The sequence below is a fragment of the Streptomyces sp. NPDC023157 genome, assembly GCF_055560575.1.
On sequence record NZ_JBVHIL010000005.1, the window covers coordinates 247,566 to 264,907 of the forward strand.

15 protein-coding genes are annotated in these 17,342 nt (G+C 71.7%); 5 read left to right on the forward strand and 10 right to left on the reverse strand.

Features of this window, described 5'->3' with window-relative positions; all coding sequences use genetic code 11:
• Nucleotides 1–37: 37 nt before the first annotated feature.
• Both ACZ3ZE_RS19760 and ACZ3ZE_RS19765 read right to left on the reverse strand, forming a co-directional pair.
• Nucleotides 38–1,657 (reverse strand): polyamine aminopropyltransferase, encoded by a 1,620-nt coding sequence (locus tag ACZ3ZE_RS19760; RefSeq protein WP_467259952.1) that lies wholly within the window; start codon nucleotides 1,655–1,657, stop codon nucleotides 38–40.
• A gap of 75 nt (nucleotides 1,658–1,732) precedes the next feature.
• A complete protein-coding gene (locus ACZ3ZE_RS19765; RefSeq protein WP_329421895.1) occupies nucleotides 1,733–2,251 on the reverse strand; it encodes a DUF2617 family protein in 519 nt (172 codons plus the stop codon).
• A 682-nt stretch (nucleotides 2,252–2,933) separates the two neighbouring features.
• Between ACZ3ZE_RS19765 and ACZ3ZE_RS19770 the strand changes: the two genes are divergently transcribed.
• The 3 genes from ACZ3ZE_RS19770 (at nucleotide 2,934) to ACZ3ZE_RS19780 (ending at nucleotide 7,239) form a co-directional block, all read left to right on the forward strand.
• Nucleotides 2,934–4,115 (forward strand): pyridoxal phosphate-dependent aminotransferase, encoded by a 1,182-nt coding sequence (locus ACZ3ZE_RS19770; RefSeq protein ID WP_361620863.1) that lies wholly within the window; start codon nucleotides 2,934–2,936, stop codon nucleotides 4,113–4,115.
• 82 nt (nucleotides 4,116–4,197) lie between these two features.
• Nucleotides 4,198–5,958 carry a hypothetical protein gene (locus tag ACZ3ZE_RS19775; protein WP_467259955.1) on the forward strand — a complete coding sequence of 587 codons (1,761 nt, stop codon included), beginning with the start codon at nucleotides 4,198–4,200 and terminating at the stop codon, nucleotides 5,956–5,958.
• 150 nt (nucleotides 5,959–6,108) lie between these two features.
• Nucleotides 6,109–7,239 (forward strand): glycosyltransferase family 39 protein, encoded by a 1,131-nt coding sequence (locus ACZ3ZE_RS19780; protein WP_361168841.1) that lies wholly within the window; start codon nucleotides 6,109–6,111, stop codon nucleotides 7,237–7,239.
• A gap of 24 nt (nucleotides 7,240–7,263) precedes the next feature.
• On the opposite strand, the gene ACZ3ZE_RS19785 is transcribed toward ACZ3ZE_RS19780, so the two are convergent.
• Nucleotides 7,264–7,791 (reverse strand): type III secretion system chaperone family protein, encoded by a 528-nt coding sequence (locus tag ACZ3ZE_RS19785; RefSeq protein ID WP_361168838.1) that lies wholly within the window; start codon nucleotides 7,789–7,791, stop codon nucleotides 7,264–7,266.
• Between the two features lie 122 nt (nucleotides 7,792–7,913).
• Nucleotides 7,914–10,502 (reverse strand): ATP-dependent chaperone ClpB, encoded by a 2,589-nt coding sequence (gene clpB, locus ACZ3ZE_RS19790; RefSeq protein ID WP_361168835.1) that lies wholly within the window; start codon nucleotides 10,500–10,502, stop codon nucleotides 7,914–7,916.
• A gap of 128 nt (nucleotides 10,503–10,630) precedes the next feature.
• Between clpB and ACZ3ZE_RS19795 the strand changes: the two genes are divergently transcribed.
• Nucleotides 10,631–11,035 (forward strand): pyridoxamine 5'-phosphate oxidase family protein, encoded by a 405-nt coding sequence (locus tag ACZ3ZE_RS19795; protein WP_361168832.1) that lies wholly within the window; start codon nucleotides 10,631–10,633, stop codon nucleotides 11,033–11,035.
• A 182-nt stretch (nucleotides 11,036–11,217) separates the two neighbouring features.
• Here the strand turns inward: ACZ3ZE_RS19795 and ACZ3ZE_RS19800 are convergent, their stop codons facing one another.
• Both ACZ3ZE_RS19800 and ACZ3ZE_RS19805 read right to left on the reverse strand, forming a co-directional pair.
• Complete coding sequence (locus ACZ3ZE_RS19800; RefSeq protein WP_046910328.1) at nucleotides 11,218–11,538, reverse strand: Rieske (2Fe-2S) protein; 321 nt, start codon at nucleotides 11,536–11,538, stop codon at nucleotides 11,218–11,220.
• Nucleotides 11,535–11,738: a hypothetical protein gene (locus tag ACZ3ZE_RS19805; protein WP_467259957.1), complete on the reverse strand. Its 204-nt coding sequence runs from the start codon at nucleotides 11,736–11,738 to the stop codon at nucleotides 11,535–11,537. The genes ACZ3ZE_RS19800 and ACZ3ZE_RS19805 overlap by 4 nt, the downstream gene beginning before the upstream one ends.
• 127 nt (nucleotides 11,739–11,865) lie before the next feature.
• On the opposite strand from ACZ3ZE_RS19805, the gene ACZ3ZE_RS19810 reads away from it, so the two are divergent.
• On the forward strand, nucleotides 11,866–12,876 hold the full coding sequence (locus tag ACZ3ZE_RS19810) for a helix-turn-helix transcriptional regulator (protein WP_361168825.1): 1,011 nt from the start codon (nucleotides 11,866–11,868) through the stop codon (nucleotides 12,874–12,876).
• 118 nt (nucleotides 12,877–12,994) lie between these two features.
• Here ACZ3ZE_RS19810 and ACZ3ZE_RS19815 read toward each other — a convergent pair whose 3' ends face one another.
• The 4 genes from ACZ3ZE_RS19815 to dnaK are packed head-to-tail and all read right to left on the reverse strand — an operon-like array spanning nucleotide 12,995 to nucleotide 17,173.
• Complete coding sequence (locus tag ACZ3ZE_RS19815) at nucleotides 12,995–13,462, reverse strand: heat shock protein transcriptional repressor HspR (protein WP_361168822.1); 468 nt, start codon at nucleotides 13,460–13,462, stop codon at nucleotides 12,995–12,997.
• A gap of 4 nt (nucleotides 13,463–13,466) precedes the next feature.
• Complete coding sequence (gene dnaJ, locus ACZ3ZE_RS19820) at nucleotides 13,467–14,651, reverse strand: molecular chaperone DnaJ (protein WP_361168819.1); 1,185 nt, start codon at nucleotides 14,649–14,651, stop codon at nucleotides 13,467–13,469.
• Between the two features lie 30 nt (nucleotides 14,652–14,681).
• The gene (gene grpE / locus ACZ3ZE_RS19825) at nucleotides 14,682–15,332 is read right to left on the reverse strand and encodes a nucleotide exchange factor GrpE (protein WP_361168816.1); all 651 of its coding nucleotides are present in this window, start codon (nucleotides 15,330–15,332) and stop codon (nucleotides 14,682–14,684) included.
• A complete protein-coding gene (gene dnaK / locus ACZ3ZE_RS19830) occupies nucleotides 15,332–17,173 on the reverse strand; it encodes a molecular chaperone DnaK (RefSeq protein WP_361168813.1) in 1,842 nt (613 codons plus the stop codon). The genes grpE and dnaK overlap by 1 nt, the downstream gene beginning before the upstream one ends.
• Nucleotides 17,174–17,342: the final 169 nt, after the last annotated feature.

Consider the following 17,342-nt stretch of genomic DNA (forward strand, 5'->3'; position numbering starts at 1 on the left):
TGTTTGCGTCCCCCCGGGGGCCGGGGCTCCGCCGTGCTCAGTAGCGGGGGTGGACGAGCGTGGACGGCGGCAGGCCGGTCGCCTCCGCGGTGCGGGTGCGCTCGATCCGGGCCTCCGCCGTGGTCAGGGAGCGGGGGGTGAGGGAGCGCAGGCGGGGCGCGGCCGGGTCCAGGCCGAGGGCGGGCGGCCGGGGGGCCGGGGCGGCGAGGAGGAAGCTCCCCTGGCCGGGGGTCCGGTCGGGGGCGGAGCGGGCGGCCCGGGTGGGCGCCGTGGTGGTGCCGCCGGCCGCGCCGTAGGGGCGGGTGGCGAAGCCCGCGGCGCGGAGGGTGGCGTCGACGGTCCAGTACGCGCGGGGGCGGGCGGTCGCCGAGCCGGCGTGGACGACGAGGCGGCCGCCGTCGGCGAGGGCGCCGGCGACGAGCCCGTAGAACTCCTCCGAGTACAGCTTGGCGCCGGCGGTGGTGCCGGGGTCGGGCAGGTCGGAGATCACCACGTCGTACCGTTCCCGCACGGGCCGGGCCGCGCGCAGCCAGCGGAAGGCGTCGCCGTACGCGACGGTGACGCGGGGGTCCCGGAAGGCCTGCCCGTTGAGGGTGGCGAGCTCGGGGTCGGTGCGGACCAGGCGGACCACGCCGGGGTCGAGCTCGACGACGGTGACCGCGCGGACGTCGGGGTAGCGCAGCACCTCGCGGGCGGCCAGGCCGTCGCCGCCGCCGAGGATCAGCACCCGGGCGCGGCGCCCGTTCATCGCGGGGTGGACCAGGGCCTCGTGGTAGCGGTACTCGTCGTGGCCGCCGACCCGCAGGCGCCCGTCGAGGAACAGGTCGGGCGGGCCGCCGTGGCCGCCGGTCACCACCACCTCCTGGAGCGAGGTGCGGACGGCGACCCGTACATCGCCGTAGACGGCCCGGCGCGCGGCCTGTTCGAAGTCGTCGGCGAGGGCGGTCGCGGTGGCGAGGGCCCCGAGCACGGCGAGGTTGGCGCCGACCAGCAGCCACCGGGAGCGGGGCGTGAGGTCCCGGCGGAACAGCCAGAGCACGAGGGCGCCGCCCGCCACCGCGTTGACCGCGCCGGTGACGAGGGCGCCGGTGAGCTGCCCGAGCCAGGGCAGCAGCAGGAACGGGAAGGCGAGGCCGCCGACGAGGGCGCCGACATAGTCCGCGGCGAACAGGTCGGCGACGGTGCCGGCCGCGTCCTGCTCGCGCCGGCCGCCGCGCTGGATCAGCGACATCAGGAGCGGGATCTCCGCCCCGATCAGCACCCCGATGGCCAGCGAGAACGCGACCAGCACGTACCGCGCCTCGCCGAGCCAGGCGAAGGCCGCGTACAGCACCATCGCGGAGCAGCCGCCGATCAGCGCGAGACCGCACTCGACCAGGCCGAAGCCGACGGCCGCACGGCAGCGCAGCCGCTTGGCGAGCAGCGAGCCGACGCCCATCGCGAAGACCATGACGGACAGCACGACGGACGCCTGGGTGACCGAGTCGCCGATCAAGTAGGAGGCGAGCGCCACCAGTTCCAGCTCGTAGACCAGACCGCAGGCGGCGCACACGAACACCACCGCCAGGACCGGATACCGCACCGCGCGCGGCCGTTCCGGCGGCAACCGCACCGCCCGCTTGGGTGGCGGGGGCGCGGTCAGGGTCGGGTCGATCATGCCCGTAACGCTACGTCACACGTCCGTTGCCACTTGTCACCCACACGAGTGCATCTGGGGTGAACGGGCAGCGCATCAGAGTGTCGCGGGCATACGGGCGCCGATCCGGGTTCTGGTCACCACCAACTGCCCTTCCTGTGGGTACGCGTGCCAGGTGCGCCAGCGCACCTGGCCCTCGTGGCGCTGCGCCAGCATCGCCGTGAAGGCGTGCGGCGAGCCGGGGAAGGTCCCCGCGAGGCCGTGGGGATGGTCGGCGACGAGCGCGAGCAACTCCTGCGCGCGGCCCGCGAACGAGCCCTGGGTCAGGGTCTCGACGCGCGCCGCGAACTCGTACTCCCACTCGCCCACCCGCTTGGACACGCCCAGCGGCAGCGGCGTACTGCTGCCGGGCATGCAGGCGACGGTCTCCGAGCAGTTGCGTTCCGCCTCCTCCAGGAGCACCTGGTGGGAGGCGCCGAGCAGCCGCAACTGCAGCTTCGCTCCGGATAGTTCGAGGTCGAGCACCGCGAGGGCGGGAAGCGGGTCGCGCCCCAGCGCCCAGGCCAGGTCGGCCGCGCGGGTGTCGGTGTAGGAGGTCTTCAGGGTCGTGAGCATGGGTCGGCTCCGCAAACACGGTTTGACGGGTGGGCCGGGGGCGTCCCGGCGGAGAGGCTCCGACCGGAAGTGGGGATCGCCGGCTCGGTTCCACACACGGTCCGAGGGCTGGATGTTCTCAACAGCGAGGGAATCATGAACCGCGGCCAGCTCACAGCGTTTTTACCCAACTTGACGTGGTTTCCATCCCCTCGGGGGCCCCACGGTTCAACTGTTCAGTCGGATTCGATCGCGTGGTTCCCACACATGCCCAACGGATGCGCGTACGAGGCCCGTTGCGGACGTCAGCTGGAGCCGCAGCCACCGCCGCCGCAGGACGACCCGCACGAGGAGGAGGACGACCCGCACGAAGAGGACGACCCGCAGGACGAGGAGGACCCGCAGCCTCCGGAACCGCCGCTGCCGCCGCTCGACCAGCCGCCACGCCGCCGCCGGCGCCGCTTGCTGGAACCGCCGCCCTTCACTGCCGAGGTAAAGCCGATCACCACGATCGCGAAAGCCACGATGATGAAGAGTTCCATTTCCGTTCCCCCGTACTCCTGTATGCCGTTCCGGTGTTCCGTTCCGGTATTCCGTTCCGGTTGTTCCGTTTCCGATGCGCCGTTCCCCGGCGTGCGAGGGGGATTCCCGGCCCGCACCACGCCCAAAGCGCACTTGAGCAAGTCCAGAGCTTCACCCGAGGATGACGCCCATGACACGACCGCTGCTCAACCGCCGGCTCGCGGAGTTCGGCACGACGATCTTCGCCGAGATGTCCGCGCTCGCCACCCGCACCGGCTCGATCAACCTGGGCCAGGGCTTCCCCGACACCGACGGCCCCGAGGAGATCCGCGAGGCCGCGGTCCGGGCCCTGCGCGAGGGCCACGGCAACCAGTACCCGCCGGGCCCCGGCGTCCCCGAGCTGCGTGCGGCGATCACCGACCACCAGCTGCGTCGCTACGGCCTGGCGTACGACCCCGACAGCGAGGTCCTGGTCACCGCCGGGGCCACCGAGGCGATCGCCGCCGCGCTGCTCGCCCTGGTCGAGCCCGGCGACGAGGTGATCGCCCTGGAGCCGTACTACGACTCGTACGCCGCCTGCATCGCGATGGCCGGCGGCACCCGCGTGCCGGTCACCCTCCGCCCGCACGACGGCGCCTTCACCCTCGACCTGGACGAACTGCGCGCCGCGGTCACCGACCGGACCCGGCTGATCCTCCTCAACACCCCGCACAACCCCACCGGCACCGTCCTCAGCCGCGCCGAACTCACCGCGATCGCCGAACTCGCCCAGGAACGCGACCTGCTCGTCGTCAGCGACGAGGTCTACGAACACCTGGTCTTCGACGGCGCCGCCCACGTGCCGATCGCCTCGCTGCCCGGCATGCGGGAGCGGACCGTCACCATCGGCTCCGCCGGCAAGACGTACTCCTTCACCGGCTGGAAGGTCGGCTGGATCACCGCCACCCCCGAGCTGACGAGCGCCGTCCGCTCCGCCAAGCAGTTCCTGACGTACGTCGCATCCGGCCCCTTCCAGTACGCGGTCGCCGAGGCGCTGCGGCTCCCCGACAGCTTCACCGACGGGCTGCGCGCCGAACTCCAGGCCAAGCGGGACCTGCTGACCGAGGGCCTCGCCGCCGCGGGCTTCGGCGTCCACCGGCCGGCCGGCACGTACTTCGTCACCACCGACATCCGCCCCCTCGGCGAAACCGACGGCTTCGCCTTCTGCCGGGCCCTGCCCGAACGCGCGGGCGTCGTCGCCATCCCCAACGCGGTCTTCTACGACCACCGCGAGGAGGGCGCCCCCTTCGTCCGCTTCGCGTTCTGCAAGCGCGTCGACGTCCTCCAGGAGGCGGTGGACCGGCTGAAGCGGCTGGCGGGCTGAGGGGTGGTCGACCGGCACGGATAGGGTCCTCCTCGCCCTGATCGTTCTCGGTCAGGGCGAGACGACCAGGGGGTACCCACACATGTCCACGCCGAAGTCCTCACCCAGCCGCAGAGCGACGCTGCTCGCCTTCGCCGGGGTCGCGGCGGGCGGCGCCCTGCCGCTCGCCGCGGCGGTGCCGGCGGCCGCCGAACCGGTGCCGTCGGCCGATCCCCCGCTGGTGCCGTCGCCGCTGAACGGCGGGCCCGCGCCGGCGCCCGGCGCGCGGCTGCCGATGCTGATCGATCCCACCGACCCCTGGCACTTCACCCCGCACCCGGCCGGGGCGCTGACCACCCGCGCGATCGCCGGCGGACTGGAGGTCTCGGACACCAAGGGGGTGCTCGCGACCCTCACGACGGGGGCGAGCACCGTGACCATGCGCGGGCCGAAGCGCTGGTTCACCGAGGAGAAGCGGACCGTCACGGACGCCTTCGACCGGAGCCTGCTCACCGGCACCACCGGCTGGGGCGTGTCGCCCGACGGCGGCTCCTGGTCGCCCAACAGCAAGGACGACGCCAACGTCGGGGACTACAAGGTGGAGGCCGGGCGGGGCGTCATCACGCTGAACGCGACCGGTTCGAGCCGCCACTCCGTCCTCTCCGACAAGGGCCTCGGCGACGTCCGGGCCCGCGCCCGGTTCTCCTTCGACAAGAAGCCCACCGGCGCGCCCCTCTCGCTCGCCCTCACCTTCTCCCTGTCGGCCCTCTCCACCCACTACCGGGCCCGTCTGATCGTCACCCCGGCCGGGGACGTCCAGCTCGTCCTGGAGAAGGCCCTGGACGACGCGGTGACCGTCCTCGCCGCGGCCGTCACGGTCGGCACCGGCTTCGTGGCCTTCGACCACTGGTGGGTGCAGGTCGAGAAGGCCGGCGACGTGCTGCGCGCCCGCGCCTGGAAGAACGGCGATCCGACGCCCGACTGGCGCTTCAGCCTGCGCGACCCCTCCCCGGACACCGCCCTCGGCGCCGGAACCGTCGGCGTCCGGGCCTACGCGGCCACGGGCGCGGCCACCGGTGTGGAGGCCCGGGTCTACGACTTCCTCGTCGAGGAGGCGTCCTGGGTCGACCCGCCCGTCATCGCCCACGACACCTGGGTACGGGTGCTCCCGGAGCCCTTCGACGGCTCCTGGACGCCCGCCGTGGAGCAGCGGGTGCGCGCCTGGGCGGGCGACCTCTCGCCGGACGCCCTGTCGTACGCGGCGATGTTCCTGCCGTACGCGCCCGACGTCACCGACCCGGCGCGGCAGGGGGCGAGGGTGCTGGGCAAGGCGCGGTACAGCGATCCGGACGCGGTCACCGGCGAGCGCACGGTCGGCGCCGACTTCCAGGAGTACCTGGGGATCTCCTGGACCTTCCCCGGTTTCCCGGCCCGCGCCCCGGAGGCGCCGTTCCTCGGCTGCCTGGACTGCTCGGGCTTCGTCCGGATGGTCTACGGCTTCCACATGGGCCTTCCGCTGCTGCACGAGAAGGCGGCTCCCGACCACCGCGGTCTGCCGCGCACGTCGACGGCCCAGGCGAAGGACGGCCCCGGTGTGAAGATCGCCGACGGCGGCACCGCGGCGCCGGCGCTCGACGGGCTGCGCATCGGCGACACGGTCTTCTTCGACGCCGACACGGACCCCGAGTCGGGCGGCCACATCGGCATCTACGCGGGCGTGGACCAGCACGGCTTCCGGCGCTTCTTCTCCAGCCGCAAGACGCCCAACGGCCCGACGCTCGCCGATGTCGGCGGCCGGTCGGTCCTCAACGGCACGGCGGGCGAGACCTACACGGACAAACTCCGGGTGATCCGCCGCTTCTGACCCGCGCGCCCCCGCCGTGCCACGGCGTTCGTCCGGTAAACCGATTTGTCGGGTAAGACCGGATTCCCGCGCGCACGGAGGTGCCCCCTGTCCGCCGAGACCCTCGACCGCCCGGCGTCCAGCCCCCTCGCGGTCCCGGCCGCCCGGCGGGTGCCCCGTTGGCGGGCCTCGCTGCGGCGGGCGGCGCCCGCGCTCGGACTGTTCGCGGCCGCCCGGCTGACCGGGACGCTGGTGCTCGCCCTGTGGGCCTGGCACGTGGGGCGGTCGCCGCGGGCGCTGCTCGCGAAGTCCTGGGACTCGGACTGGTACACGCGGATCGCCGCGCACGGGTACGGGCGCACCCTGTTCTGGCCGGACGGGGGCGCCCAGTCCGACCTGGCGTTCTTCCCGCTGTACCCGGGGCTCGTACGGGCCGTGGCGACCGTGCTGCCGGTGGCGTACGGGACGGCGGGGCTGCTGCTGTCCTGGCTGGCGGCCGGGGCGGCGGCCTGGGGGATCTACCTGGTCGCGGAGCGCGTCGCGGGGCGGCCGGCCGCCGTGGTGCTGGTGCTGCTGTGGGCGCTGCTGCCGCACTCGGTCGTGCTGACCATGGCGTACACCGAGCCCCTGATGACCGCGTTCGCCGCCTGGGCGCTGTACGCCCTGCTGACCCGCCGCTGGCTGCTCGCGGGCGCCCTGGCCACCCTCGCGGGGCTCTCCCGGCCCAACGGGGTGGCCGTGGCCGCCGCCGTCCTCGCGGCCGTCGCCGTGGAGCTGTGGCGGCGCCGGGGGCGGGCGGGGTGGCGTCCCTGGGCGGCGGCGGCGCTCGCGCCGGCCGGCTGGGTGTCGTACGTGCTGTGGGTCGGGGCCCGGCGGGGCGACCTGCTGGGCGGCTACTTCGCCGTGCAGGACGGCTGGACCTCGCGCTTCGACTTCGGGCGGGGCGCGCTGCGCTTCGTCCGGGACATGGTGGCGAAGGGCCCGACCCAGTTCGGCTTCGTGATGGCGCTGGTGATCACGGCGGTCGGGGTGCTGCTCTTCGCGCTGCTGCTGTTCGTGGAGCGCCCGCCGCTGCCGGTGCTCGTCTACACGGGCGTCCTGGTGCTCATCACCGTCGGCGGTTCCGGCTTCTTCGAGTCGAAGCCGCGTTTCCTGCTGCCGGCCTTCCCGCTGCTGCTGCCGGCGGCCCTGGCACTGACGAGAGCCCGGCCACGCGCCGCGATCCTGGTGGTCGCGGGGCTGGCCGGGCTCTCGTTCGGCTACGGGGTGTACGTGCTGACGCTCGCACGCATGGCCCTGTAGGAGTCAGGCGTCAGGAGCGGCGATTCACTCGCCGGACTCCTTCTCCTCCGGGGTCTCCAGACCGAACTGCTCGACGATCCACTTGTCGAACTCGATCGACGCGCGGACCCAGCTGACGGTGGAGGACACGAAGTGCTCCAGCGACACGCCGGTGCCGATCAGCATCTGGGCCTCACCGATGAGGCGGAGGGTGGCGGAGCCGTCCTCCTCCTCGTGCAGGTGGGTGTAGACCTTGGGCCACAGGGTGCGCCGGTTCCAGTCGTCGATCGCGTCGAGGACCTTGGCGCGGTCGTCCGCCGAGTGCGGACGGTCGTAGAACGTGCGGACCGAGAAGACCTGCTGGTCGTCCTCGCCGCGGAACATGAAGTACGTGCGGAATTCCTCCCACGGCGCCGCGAGGTCACCCTCGTCGTCGACGACGTACTTCAGCTCCATCTGGTCGAGGAGCTGCTTCACCAGGTCCTGGTCGGGAACGACGGGGCCCGCCGGTCCTGCGGCCTGAGGCTGGGGCTGTCCCCCGAAATTCGGAATCGAGGACGGGTCGATGCTCACCGGGATTTCCCTTCGTACGGATGTGGCCATCCTCCCTCATGCCGGGCGGGGCGTGGCAAGCCCCCACGGCGCGGATCAGCTGCAAGCTGATCCGCGCCACCGGGACGGGCGGAACGAGCGGCTCAGGCCGAGGCCCGTCCGACGATCAGACCGTCCTCGAAACGGTCCACCCGGACGGTGTCCCCGTCCCGGACCTCGCCGGCCAGGATCTCCCTGGCGAGGCGGTCGCCGATCGCCGTCTGGATCAGGCGGCGCAGCGGCCGGGCACCGTAGGCCGGGTCGTTGCCCTCCTGGGCCAGCCAGGCCAGCGCCTCGGGGGTGACCTCCAGGCCGAGCCTGCGGTCGGCGAGGCGGCGGGCCAGCCGGTCGATCTGGAGCCGCGCGATGCGGGCCAGCTCGTCCTGGTCCAGGGCGGAGAACACGACGATCTCGTCGAGCCGGTTCAGGAACTCGGGCTTGAAGCTGGCGCGCACGGTCTCCAGGACCCGCTCCCGCTTCTCGTCCGCGCCGCTCACCGGGTCGACCAGGTACTGGCTGCCCAGGTTCGAGGTGAGGATGAGGATCGTGTTGCGGAAGTCGACCGTGCGGCCCTGGCCGTCGGTGAGGCGCCCGTCGTCGAGGACCTGGAGCAGGACGTCGAAGACCTCCGGGTGGGCCTTCTCCACCTCGTCGAGGAGGACCACGCTGTACGGGCGGCGGCGCACCGCCTCGGTGAGCTGGCCGCCCTCCTCGTAGCCGACGTAGCCGGGGGGCGCGCCGACGAGGCGGGCGACGGAGTGCTTCTCGCCGTACTCCGACATGTCGATGCGGACCATGGCCCGCTCGTCGTCGAAGAGGAAGTCGGCGAGGGCCTTCGCCAGCTCGGTCTTGCCGACGCCGGTGGGGCCGAGGAAGAGGAAGGAGCCGGTGGGCCGGTCGGGGTCGGCGATGCCCGCGCGGGTGCGGCGCACGGCGTCGGAGACGGCCCGGACGGCCTCGCTCTGGCCGATCAGGCGCCGGCCGAGCTCGTCCTCCATGCGCAGCAGCTTCTGCGTCTCGCCCTCCAGGAGGCGCCCGGCGGGGATGCCGGTCCAGGCGCCGACGACGTCGGCGATGTCGTCGGGGCCGACCTCCTCCTTGACCATGGTGTCCTTGGCGGCCTCCTGCTCGGCCTCGGTGGCCTCGGCCAGCTCGCGCTCCAGGGTGGGGATCTCCCCGTACAGCAGCTTGGAGGCGGTGTCGAAGTCGCCGTCCCGCTGGGCGCGCTCGGCCCGGCCGCGCAGCTCGTCGAGCCGTTCCTTCAGCTCGCCGACGCGGTTGAGGGACTGCTTCTCCTTCTCCCAGCGGGCGGTGAGTCCGCGCAGCTCCTCCTCGCGGTCGGCGAGGTCGCGGCGCAGCTTCTCCAGGCGCTGGAGGCTGGCCGCGTCGGTCTCCTTGGAGAGGGCGAGCTCCTCCATCCGGAGCCGGTCGACGGAGCGCTGGAGCTCGTCGATCTCGACGGGCGAGGAGTCGATCTCCATGCGGAGCCGGCTGGCGGCCTCGTCGACGAGGTCGATGGCCTTGTCGGGGAGGAAGCGGGAGGTGATGTACCGGTCGGAGAGGGTCGCGGCGGCCACCAGCGCGGAGTCGTTGATCTGCACCTTGTGGTGGGCCTCGTAGCGCCCCTTGAGGCCGCGCAGGATGGCGACGGTGTCCTCGACGCTGGGCTCGGCGACCAGGACCTGCTGGAAGCGGCGCTCCAGGGCGGGGTCCTTCTCGATCCGCTCGCGGTACTCGTCGAGGGTGGTGGCGCCGACCATGCGCAGTTCGCCGCGGGCCAGCATCGGCTTCAGCATGTTGCCGGCGTCCATGGCGGAGTCGCCGCCGGCGCCCGCGCCGACGACGGTGTGCAGCTCGTCGATGAAGGTGATGATCTGGCCTTCGCTCTCCTTGATCTCGGAGAGGACGGTCTTCAGCCGCTCCTCGAACTCGCCGCGGTACTTCGCGCCCGCGACCATGGCGCCGAGGTCGAGCGAGACCAGCCGCTTGCCGCGCAGCGACTCGGGCACGTCGCCCTTCACGATCCGCTGGGCGAGGCCCTCGACGACGGCGGTCTTGCCGACGCCGGGCTCGCCGATGAGGACCGGGTTGTTCTTGGTGCGGCGGGAGAGGACCTGTACGACGCGCCGGATCTCGTGGTCGCGGCCGATGACCGGGTCCAGCTTGCCCTCGCGGGCGGCGGCGGTGAAGTCGGTGCCGAACTTCTCCAGGGCCTTGTACGAGCCCTCCGGGTCGGCGGTGGTCACCCGGCGGGTGCCCCGGCTCTTCTCGAAGGCGTCCTGGAGGCGGGCGGCGGTGGCGCCCTGCCGGTCGAGGACCTGGCCGGTCTGCCCGCCCTTGGCGGCGGTCGCGACGAGCAGGTGCTCGGTGGAGATGAAGTCGTCGCCCAGCTTCCTCGCGCGCTCGGCGGCGTCGGCGATCACCGCGAGGAGCTCGCGGTTGGGCTGCGGGGGCGCGACCGTGGACCCGGTGACGCTGGGCAGGGCGGCGAGCAGCCGCTCCGCGCCGGATCGCACGGCGGCCTGGTCGGCCTCGACGGCGGCGAGCAGGTCGGTGATGTTCTCGTTGTCCTGACCCGCGAGCAGGGCGAGCAGAAGGTGCGCGGGGGTCAGATCGGCGTGCCCCTGGGACACGGCGCGGCTGCTCGCCGCGTTCAGCGCGTCCCGGCTCCTGTTGGTCAGTTCGGCGTCCACGTGCGGGGTCTCCTCCGGTGAGCTCGACTCGTACTCCTCGTACCCGTATGACTCATACAGCGTACATAAAGTTGAGTCTATTCCGCTCAAGGTACCGGCGGGGGCCTGCACGGCGGTAGTTTCCGGGCATGGCGACTGACCCGAGGAACCCCGGCGACTCGTATCTCAGCTTCTGGCGCGAGTACCACATGAGCACCCTGACCACCCCCCGGCCGAACGGCACCCCGCACGTCGTGGCGGTGGGCGTCACGTACGACCCCGAGAACGGGCTGGCACGGGTGATCACCAACAAGCACAGCCGCAAGGTCGCGAACGTCCTGGCGGCGGGCGCGGACGGCGCGAGGGTGGCCGTCTGCCAGGTCGACAAGGGGCGCTGGGCCACCCTGGAGGGCATCGCGAGGATCCGCACCGAGGCCGAGGTCGTCGCGGACGCGGTGGACCGCTACGCGGAGCGCTACGGCCGGACGCCGACGCCGAACCCGGACCGGGTGGTCATCGAGATCACGCTGACGCGCGCGATGGGCCGGGCGTAGGGGTCGCGCGGCCCAGAACGGCACGGAACGGCACGGAACGGCACGGCGCGACCGGCCGGCGAGTGGCCGGCCGCCCGTCCGCCCGGCCGGAGATGCACAACGGCGCCATCGCGTTTCAGGTTCGCGATGGCGCCGCTGTGTGGGGGAAGTACCTGAGCGATCTACAACGACGGGGGAACCGCTCAGGCACTGCGGGGGGTGGCGGTGATGGTCTCTGGTTCGACCAGCTGGTGGTCACGCTGGTCGAGGTTGACGAAGATCATGCCGTACCGGATGGCACAGCGGACGGGCTGCGGAGCGCCACGGGGCCGGCGCAGACACCGGTACGCACGGACGTCCTCGTCCTGCTCCCTGGCGACCACGATCGGTTCTCCGAAGAGGGTGACCATCAACGAGTCGCCACGGTGGGGGATGGCCGTGACGAGATCGACGAAGTGCCACCCGGACCGGTAGGCCGAAGCCATCTCCCGCCGGAAGGTCCGGTCGTCCGGAGGCACGGTCATGCGTCCGCGTCCGCCCGGCTGGAATCCCATACCGGGTCGAGCTGACCGACCGGGGCGAAGTCCCAGACGGGGTCAATCGGTGCCGCGACGACCTTGGCGGGCGCGCTGTCCCACACCGGGTCGCTGACGGCCAGCGCTCCCACTGCCGCCGCCCCAATGAAGACGGAAGCAAGTATCGAGCGAAGCAGTTTCGTGGACATGAGCGGCTTCGACCTCACTTGATGGTTTCCTCTCCCCCGCGTACAAGACGATGGCTCAGTCTTTGCGCTGGCACCACCTGGGCAATGCATCATGTTCCTGAAATACAGGATCCTGGGGGGTGTGCATATGCCGCAGAAACTGACAGAACCGACACATCCTCACGGGCATGTCGACCTCTGTGCAGCCGGAACGGACTTGTACGCAAGTGCGTTGCGGATCGGACGAATAACCAGGAGCGAGGCAGAAGCCGCACCCTGCCTCATGGATCTCGACCTGTTGCATCCGGATCCGGACGATCCGTCCTGGCTGCGGCCCGTCCCGCCGTCCGCCGCTCTCGCCCGGCTCGTCCAGCCGCTGGAGCGCGAGATCCAGGACCGGCGCGCCCTGGCCATAGGCCTCTCCAGCACGTTCGAGCCCTTCATGGCGATCAGCGCCCAGGACCCCTCGACCACCCACGCCATCACGGTGCTCGAAGGCATCCACCGCATCGACGCCGTCCTCGGCCGGGCCACCGCCGAGTGCTCCCAGGAGCTCCTCACCGTCCAGCCCGGCGGCGGACGCAGCGAACACACCCTCAACACCGCCCTCAACCGCGTCCAGCCGCTCCTCGACCGCGGCGTACGGGTGCGCACCCTCTACCAGCACACCGCCCGCCACAGCCCCGGCATGCAGGTCTACCTCGAACAGGCCGGCATGGACCGGCTCCAGGTCCGCACCCTGGAGGAGAGCATCGAGCGGCTCATCATCATCGACCGCTCCGTCGCCCTCATCCCCGCCCGCCAGGACCGCCAGGTCGCCCTGGAACTGCGCCACCCCGGCCTCGTGGAGTACCTGGCGACCGTCTTCGAGCAGTCCTGGGCCCGCGCCACCCCCTTCGGCGAGCAGGTCCCCAACGCGCAGCGCAGGGACGGCATCAGCGGCGTCCAGCACTCCATCGCCAAGCTGCTCGTCGAGGGCCACGTCGACGAGGCCATCGCCCGCCGCCTCGGCATGAACGTGCGCACCTGCCGCGCCCACATCGCCAAACTGGCCGCCACCCTCGGCAGCGGCAGCCGCGCCCAACTCGGCTTCCTCATCGCCCAGTCCGGCATCCTCGACGAACCGGGCCCGGGACCGGACCCCGAGCAGAACGACTGACGGGACCGGCGCCCGTGCCCCGGGCCCGGACGCGCGCACGCCCGAGGCCCCCTCCGCCGGAACGGAAAGGGGGCCTCGGGCGTGCGTACGTGCGTCCCTGCGAAGGGGAGCCGCGGGGCTACTCGCCGCGCTTGTGGGACGGCCGCCACACCACCAGGGCGCTCGCCTGCTGGACGTCCGTGTACGGCACCAGGTCGCGCCGGTACGAGGCGTGGACCTGGGCCTCGCGCTGGCGCATCGCCGCCGCCGCGCCCTCGACCGCCGTCGACAGCTCGGCGATCCGGCTCTGCAACGCCGCGACCTGGTGCTCCAGCTCGATGATGCGCTTGATCCCGGCCAGGTTGATGCCCTCGTCCTGCGACAGCTGCTGCACCTGGCGGAGCAGCTCGATGTCACGGGCCGAGTAACGGCGCCCACGGCCCGCGGTGCGGTCCGGGGAGACCAGACCCAGCCGGTCGTACTGGCGCAGGGTCTGCGGGTGCAGACCGGACAGCTGGGCCGCCACCGAGATGACGTACACCGGCGTCTCGTCGGTCAGTTCGTATGCCCTGTTCCCGAATCCGGGCGGTCGGCGACGGCCGTCCATGTCCTCAAGCTCCCTTCGCGGCCTGGAACAGCTCTGCCCTGGGGTCCTCGCCCGCCGTGGCCTCGCGGTAGGTCTCCAAGGCCTCACGGGCCTTGTCGGCCAGGTCCTTCGGCACCGCGATCTCCACGGTCACGAGGAGGTCGCCGCGCGTGCCGTCCTTGCGGACCGCGCCCTTGCCACGGGCGCGCATCGTGCGCCCGTTGGGCGTGCCCGCGGGCAGCTTCAGGGTGACCGGGGGGCCGCCCAGCGTCGGCACCTTGACCTCGCCGCCGAGCGCCGCCTCGTCGAAGCTGACGGGCACCGTGACGGTGAGGTTGTCCTCCTTGCGGCCGAACACCGGGTGCGCGTCGACGTGCACGACGACGTACAGATCGCCGTTCTGCCCGCCGCGCTCGCCCGGGGCTCCCTTGCCGCGCAGCCGGATCTTCTGGCTGTCGCTGACGCCCGCGGGGATGCGGACCTGCATGGTGCGCGAGGACTTGGCCCGGCCGCTGCCCTTGCAGACCTCGCAGGGGTTCTCGGCGATCAGGCCGCGGCCCTTGCAGTCCACGCACGGGTCGGTCAGCGAGAAGCCGCCGCCGCTGCCGCGCGAGACCTGCCCGGTGCCGACACAGGTCGGGCACACCCGCGGGGTGCCGTTCTTGTCGCCGGTGCCCGAACACGCCTTGCAGGGCTGCTGGCTGGACATGCGCAGGGGCACGGTCGCGCCCTCGATGGCCTCGGTGAAGCTGAGGGTCACCTCGGACTCGATGTCCTGGCCGCGGCGCGGCTGCGTACGGGTGCCCGCACCGCCCGCGCCCCGGTTGAACAGGCCGCCGAAGACGTCCCCGAGGCCGCCGCCGCCCCCGAAGCCACCGGCTCCGCCGGGGCCCTGGGCGCCGCCGAAGAGGTCGCCCAGGTCGAAGTTGAACGAGCCGCCCGCCCCGCCGGGTCCGGCGCGGAAGCCACCGTTGCCGAACAGGGCACGCGCGTCGTCGTACTCCTTGCGCTTCTTGGGGTCGCCGAGGACGTCGTTCGCCTCGGAGATCTCCTTGAAGCGCTCCTCCGCGTTGGTGTCGCTCTTGTTGGCGTCCGGGTGGTTCTCGCGGGCCAGCTTCCGGTACGCCTTCTTGATCTCGGCGTCGGTGGCGTCCTTGGGGACGCCGAGAACCTTGTAGTAGTCCTTCTCGACGAAGTCCTTCGTACTCATCGACGTCCCTCCTTCCGGACGGTCACTGCGTCACCCCTCTTCGGGGGCACCGCTCTCCTCGTCGGCCTTCGGCTCTTCCTTGCCGCCGGCGGCCGCGCCCGGCTGGGGCTCGGCGACGGCCACACGGGCGGGCCGGATGGTCCGCTCGCCGATCCGGTACCCCGGCTGCAGGATCGCCACACAGGTCGTCTCGGTGACGTCCGGCGCGTACGAGTGCATCAGGGCCTCGTGGATCGTCGGGTCGAAGGGCTCGCCCTCCTTGCCGAACTGCTGGAGGCCCATCTTGGCGGCGACGGTCTCCAGCGACTCGGCGACCGACTTGAAGCCGCCGACGAGCTCGCCGTGCTCCCGGGCCCGGCCGATGTCGTCGAGCACGGGCAGCAGCTCGGTCAGGAGGCTCGCCACGGCGATCTCCTTGACCGTCACCCGGTCCCGCTCGACCCGGCGGCGGTAGTTCTGGTACTCGGCCTGCAGACGCTGGAGGTCCGTCGTGCGCTCGCCGAGCGCCGTGCGGGCCTGGTCCAGCTGCGCCAGCAGGGCCACGTCACTCGCGTCCCCGGCCGGGGCCGCCCCCTCCGCCTGGTCGGCGGAGGCGGCGGCAGCGGTCGTCTCGGGCTCCTCGGGCGTGCCCTCGGCGGGGACTTCGGGCTTCTCCTCGAAGCCCGGGGTCTCCTCCGACATCAGGCAGCGCCGCCCTTCGGCTTCTCGTCGTCGACGATCTCGGCGTCGACGACGTCGTCGTCCTGCGCCTGCTGGGCACCCTCGGCGCCGGCGGCACCCTGGGCGGCCTGCGCGTCGGCGTACATCGCCTGGCCCAGCTTCTGGGAGACGGCCGCGACCTTCTCGGTGGCCGTACGGATCTCGGCGGTGTCCTCGCCCTTGAGCTTCTCCTTCAGCTCGGCGACGGCGGCCTCGACCTCGGTCTTGACCTCACCGGGGACCTTGTCCTCGTTGTCCTTGAGGAACTTCTCCGTCTGGTAGACGAGCTGCTCGCCCTGGTTGCGGCTCTCGGCGGCCTCGCGGCGGCGGTGGTCCTCCTCCGCGTACTGCTCGGCCTCCTCACGCATCCGGTTGACCTCGTCCTTCGGCAGCGAGGAGCCGCCGGTGACGGTCATCTTCTGCTCCTTGCCCGTGCCCAGGTCCTTCGCGGTCACGTGCATGATGCCGTTGGCGTCGATGTCGAAGGCGACCTCGATCTGCGGGACGCCGCGCGGGGCCGGCGGGAGGCCGGTCAGCTCGAACATGCCCAGCTTCTTGTTGTACGCCGCGATCTCGCGCTCGCCCTGGTAGACCTGGATCTGCACGGACGGCTGGTTGTCCTCGGCCGTCGTGAAGATCTCGGACCGCTTGGTCGGGATCGTGGTGTTGCGCTCGATGAGCTTCGTCATGATGCCGCCCTTGGTCTCGATGCCGAGGGACAGCGGGGTGACGTCGAGGAGCAGGACGTCCTTGACCTCGCCCTTGAGGACACCGGCCTGCAGGACGGCGCCGATGGCGACGACCTCGTCCGGGTTCACACCCTTGTTGGCCTCGTTGCCGCCGGTCAGCTCCTTGACGAGCTCCGCGACGGCCGGCATGCGGGTCGAGCCGCCGACGAGGACCACGTGGTCGATCTCGGACAGCGCGATGCCGGCGTCCTTGATGACGTTGTGGAACGGGGTCTTGCAGCGGTCCAGGAGGTCCGCGGTCAGCTGCTGGAACTGGGCGCGCGTGAGCTTCTCGTCCAGGTGCAGCGGGCCCTCGGCGGAGGCCGTGATGTAGGGCAGGTTGATCGTGGTCTCCGTGGAGGAGGACAGCTCGATCTTGGCCTTCTCGGCGGCCTCGCGCAGGCGCTGGAGGGCCATCTTGTCCTTGGACAGGTCCACGCCGTGGCCGTTGGCGAACTGCTTCACCAGGTAGTCGACGACGCGCTGGTCCCAGTCGTCACCACCGAGGTGGTTGTCACCGTTGGTGGCCTTCACCTCGACGACGCCGTCGCCGATCTCCAGGAGGGACACGTCGAAGGTGCCGCCACCGAGGTCGAAGACGAGGATCGTCTGGTCGTCCTTGTCGAGGCCGTAGGCCAGGGCGGCCGCGGTCGGCTCGTTGACGATGCGCAGGACGTTGAGGCCCGCGATCTCACCGGCCTCCTTGGTGGCCTGGCGCTCCGAGTCGTTGAAGTACGCGGGGACGGTGATGACCGCGTCGGTCACCTTCTCGCCCAGGTACGCCTCGGCGTCGCGCTTCAGCTTCTGGAGGATGAAGGCGGACATCTGCTGCGGGTTGAAGTTCTTCCCGTCCAGCTCGATCTTCCAGTCGGTGCCCATGTGGCGCTTCACGGACCGGATGGTCCGGTCGACGTTGGTGACCGCCTGACGCTTGGCGACCTCGCCGACCAGCACCTCACCGTTCTTCGCGAAGGCGACGACGGACGGCGTGGTCCTGGCGCCTTCGGCGTTGGTGATGACGGTGGGCTCGCCGCCTTCCAGAACGCTGACGACGGAGTTGGTCGTACCCAGGTCGATGCCGACCGCACGTGCCATTTTCGATTCCTCCAACGGAATGACTTGAGTGGAACTGACTCAAGGATGCATGAGGGGCCGACCCAAGTCAACAGACCTGAGTGGACCCGACTCAACTCTTCACCCTCCCCCCCGCTCAAAGGTCTTCCTCAAAGGGTCGCAGAGGGCGCGTCATTCCCCGATAAGGACC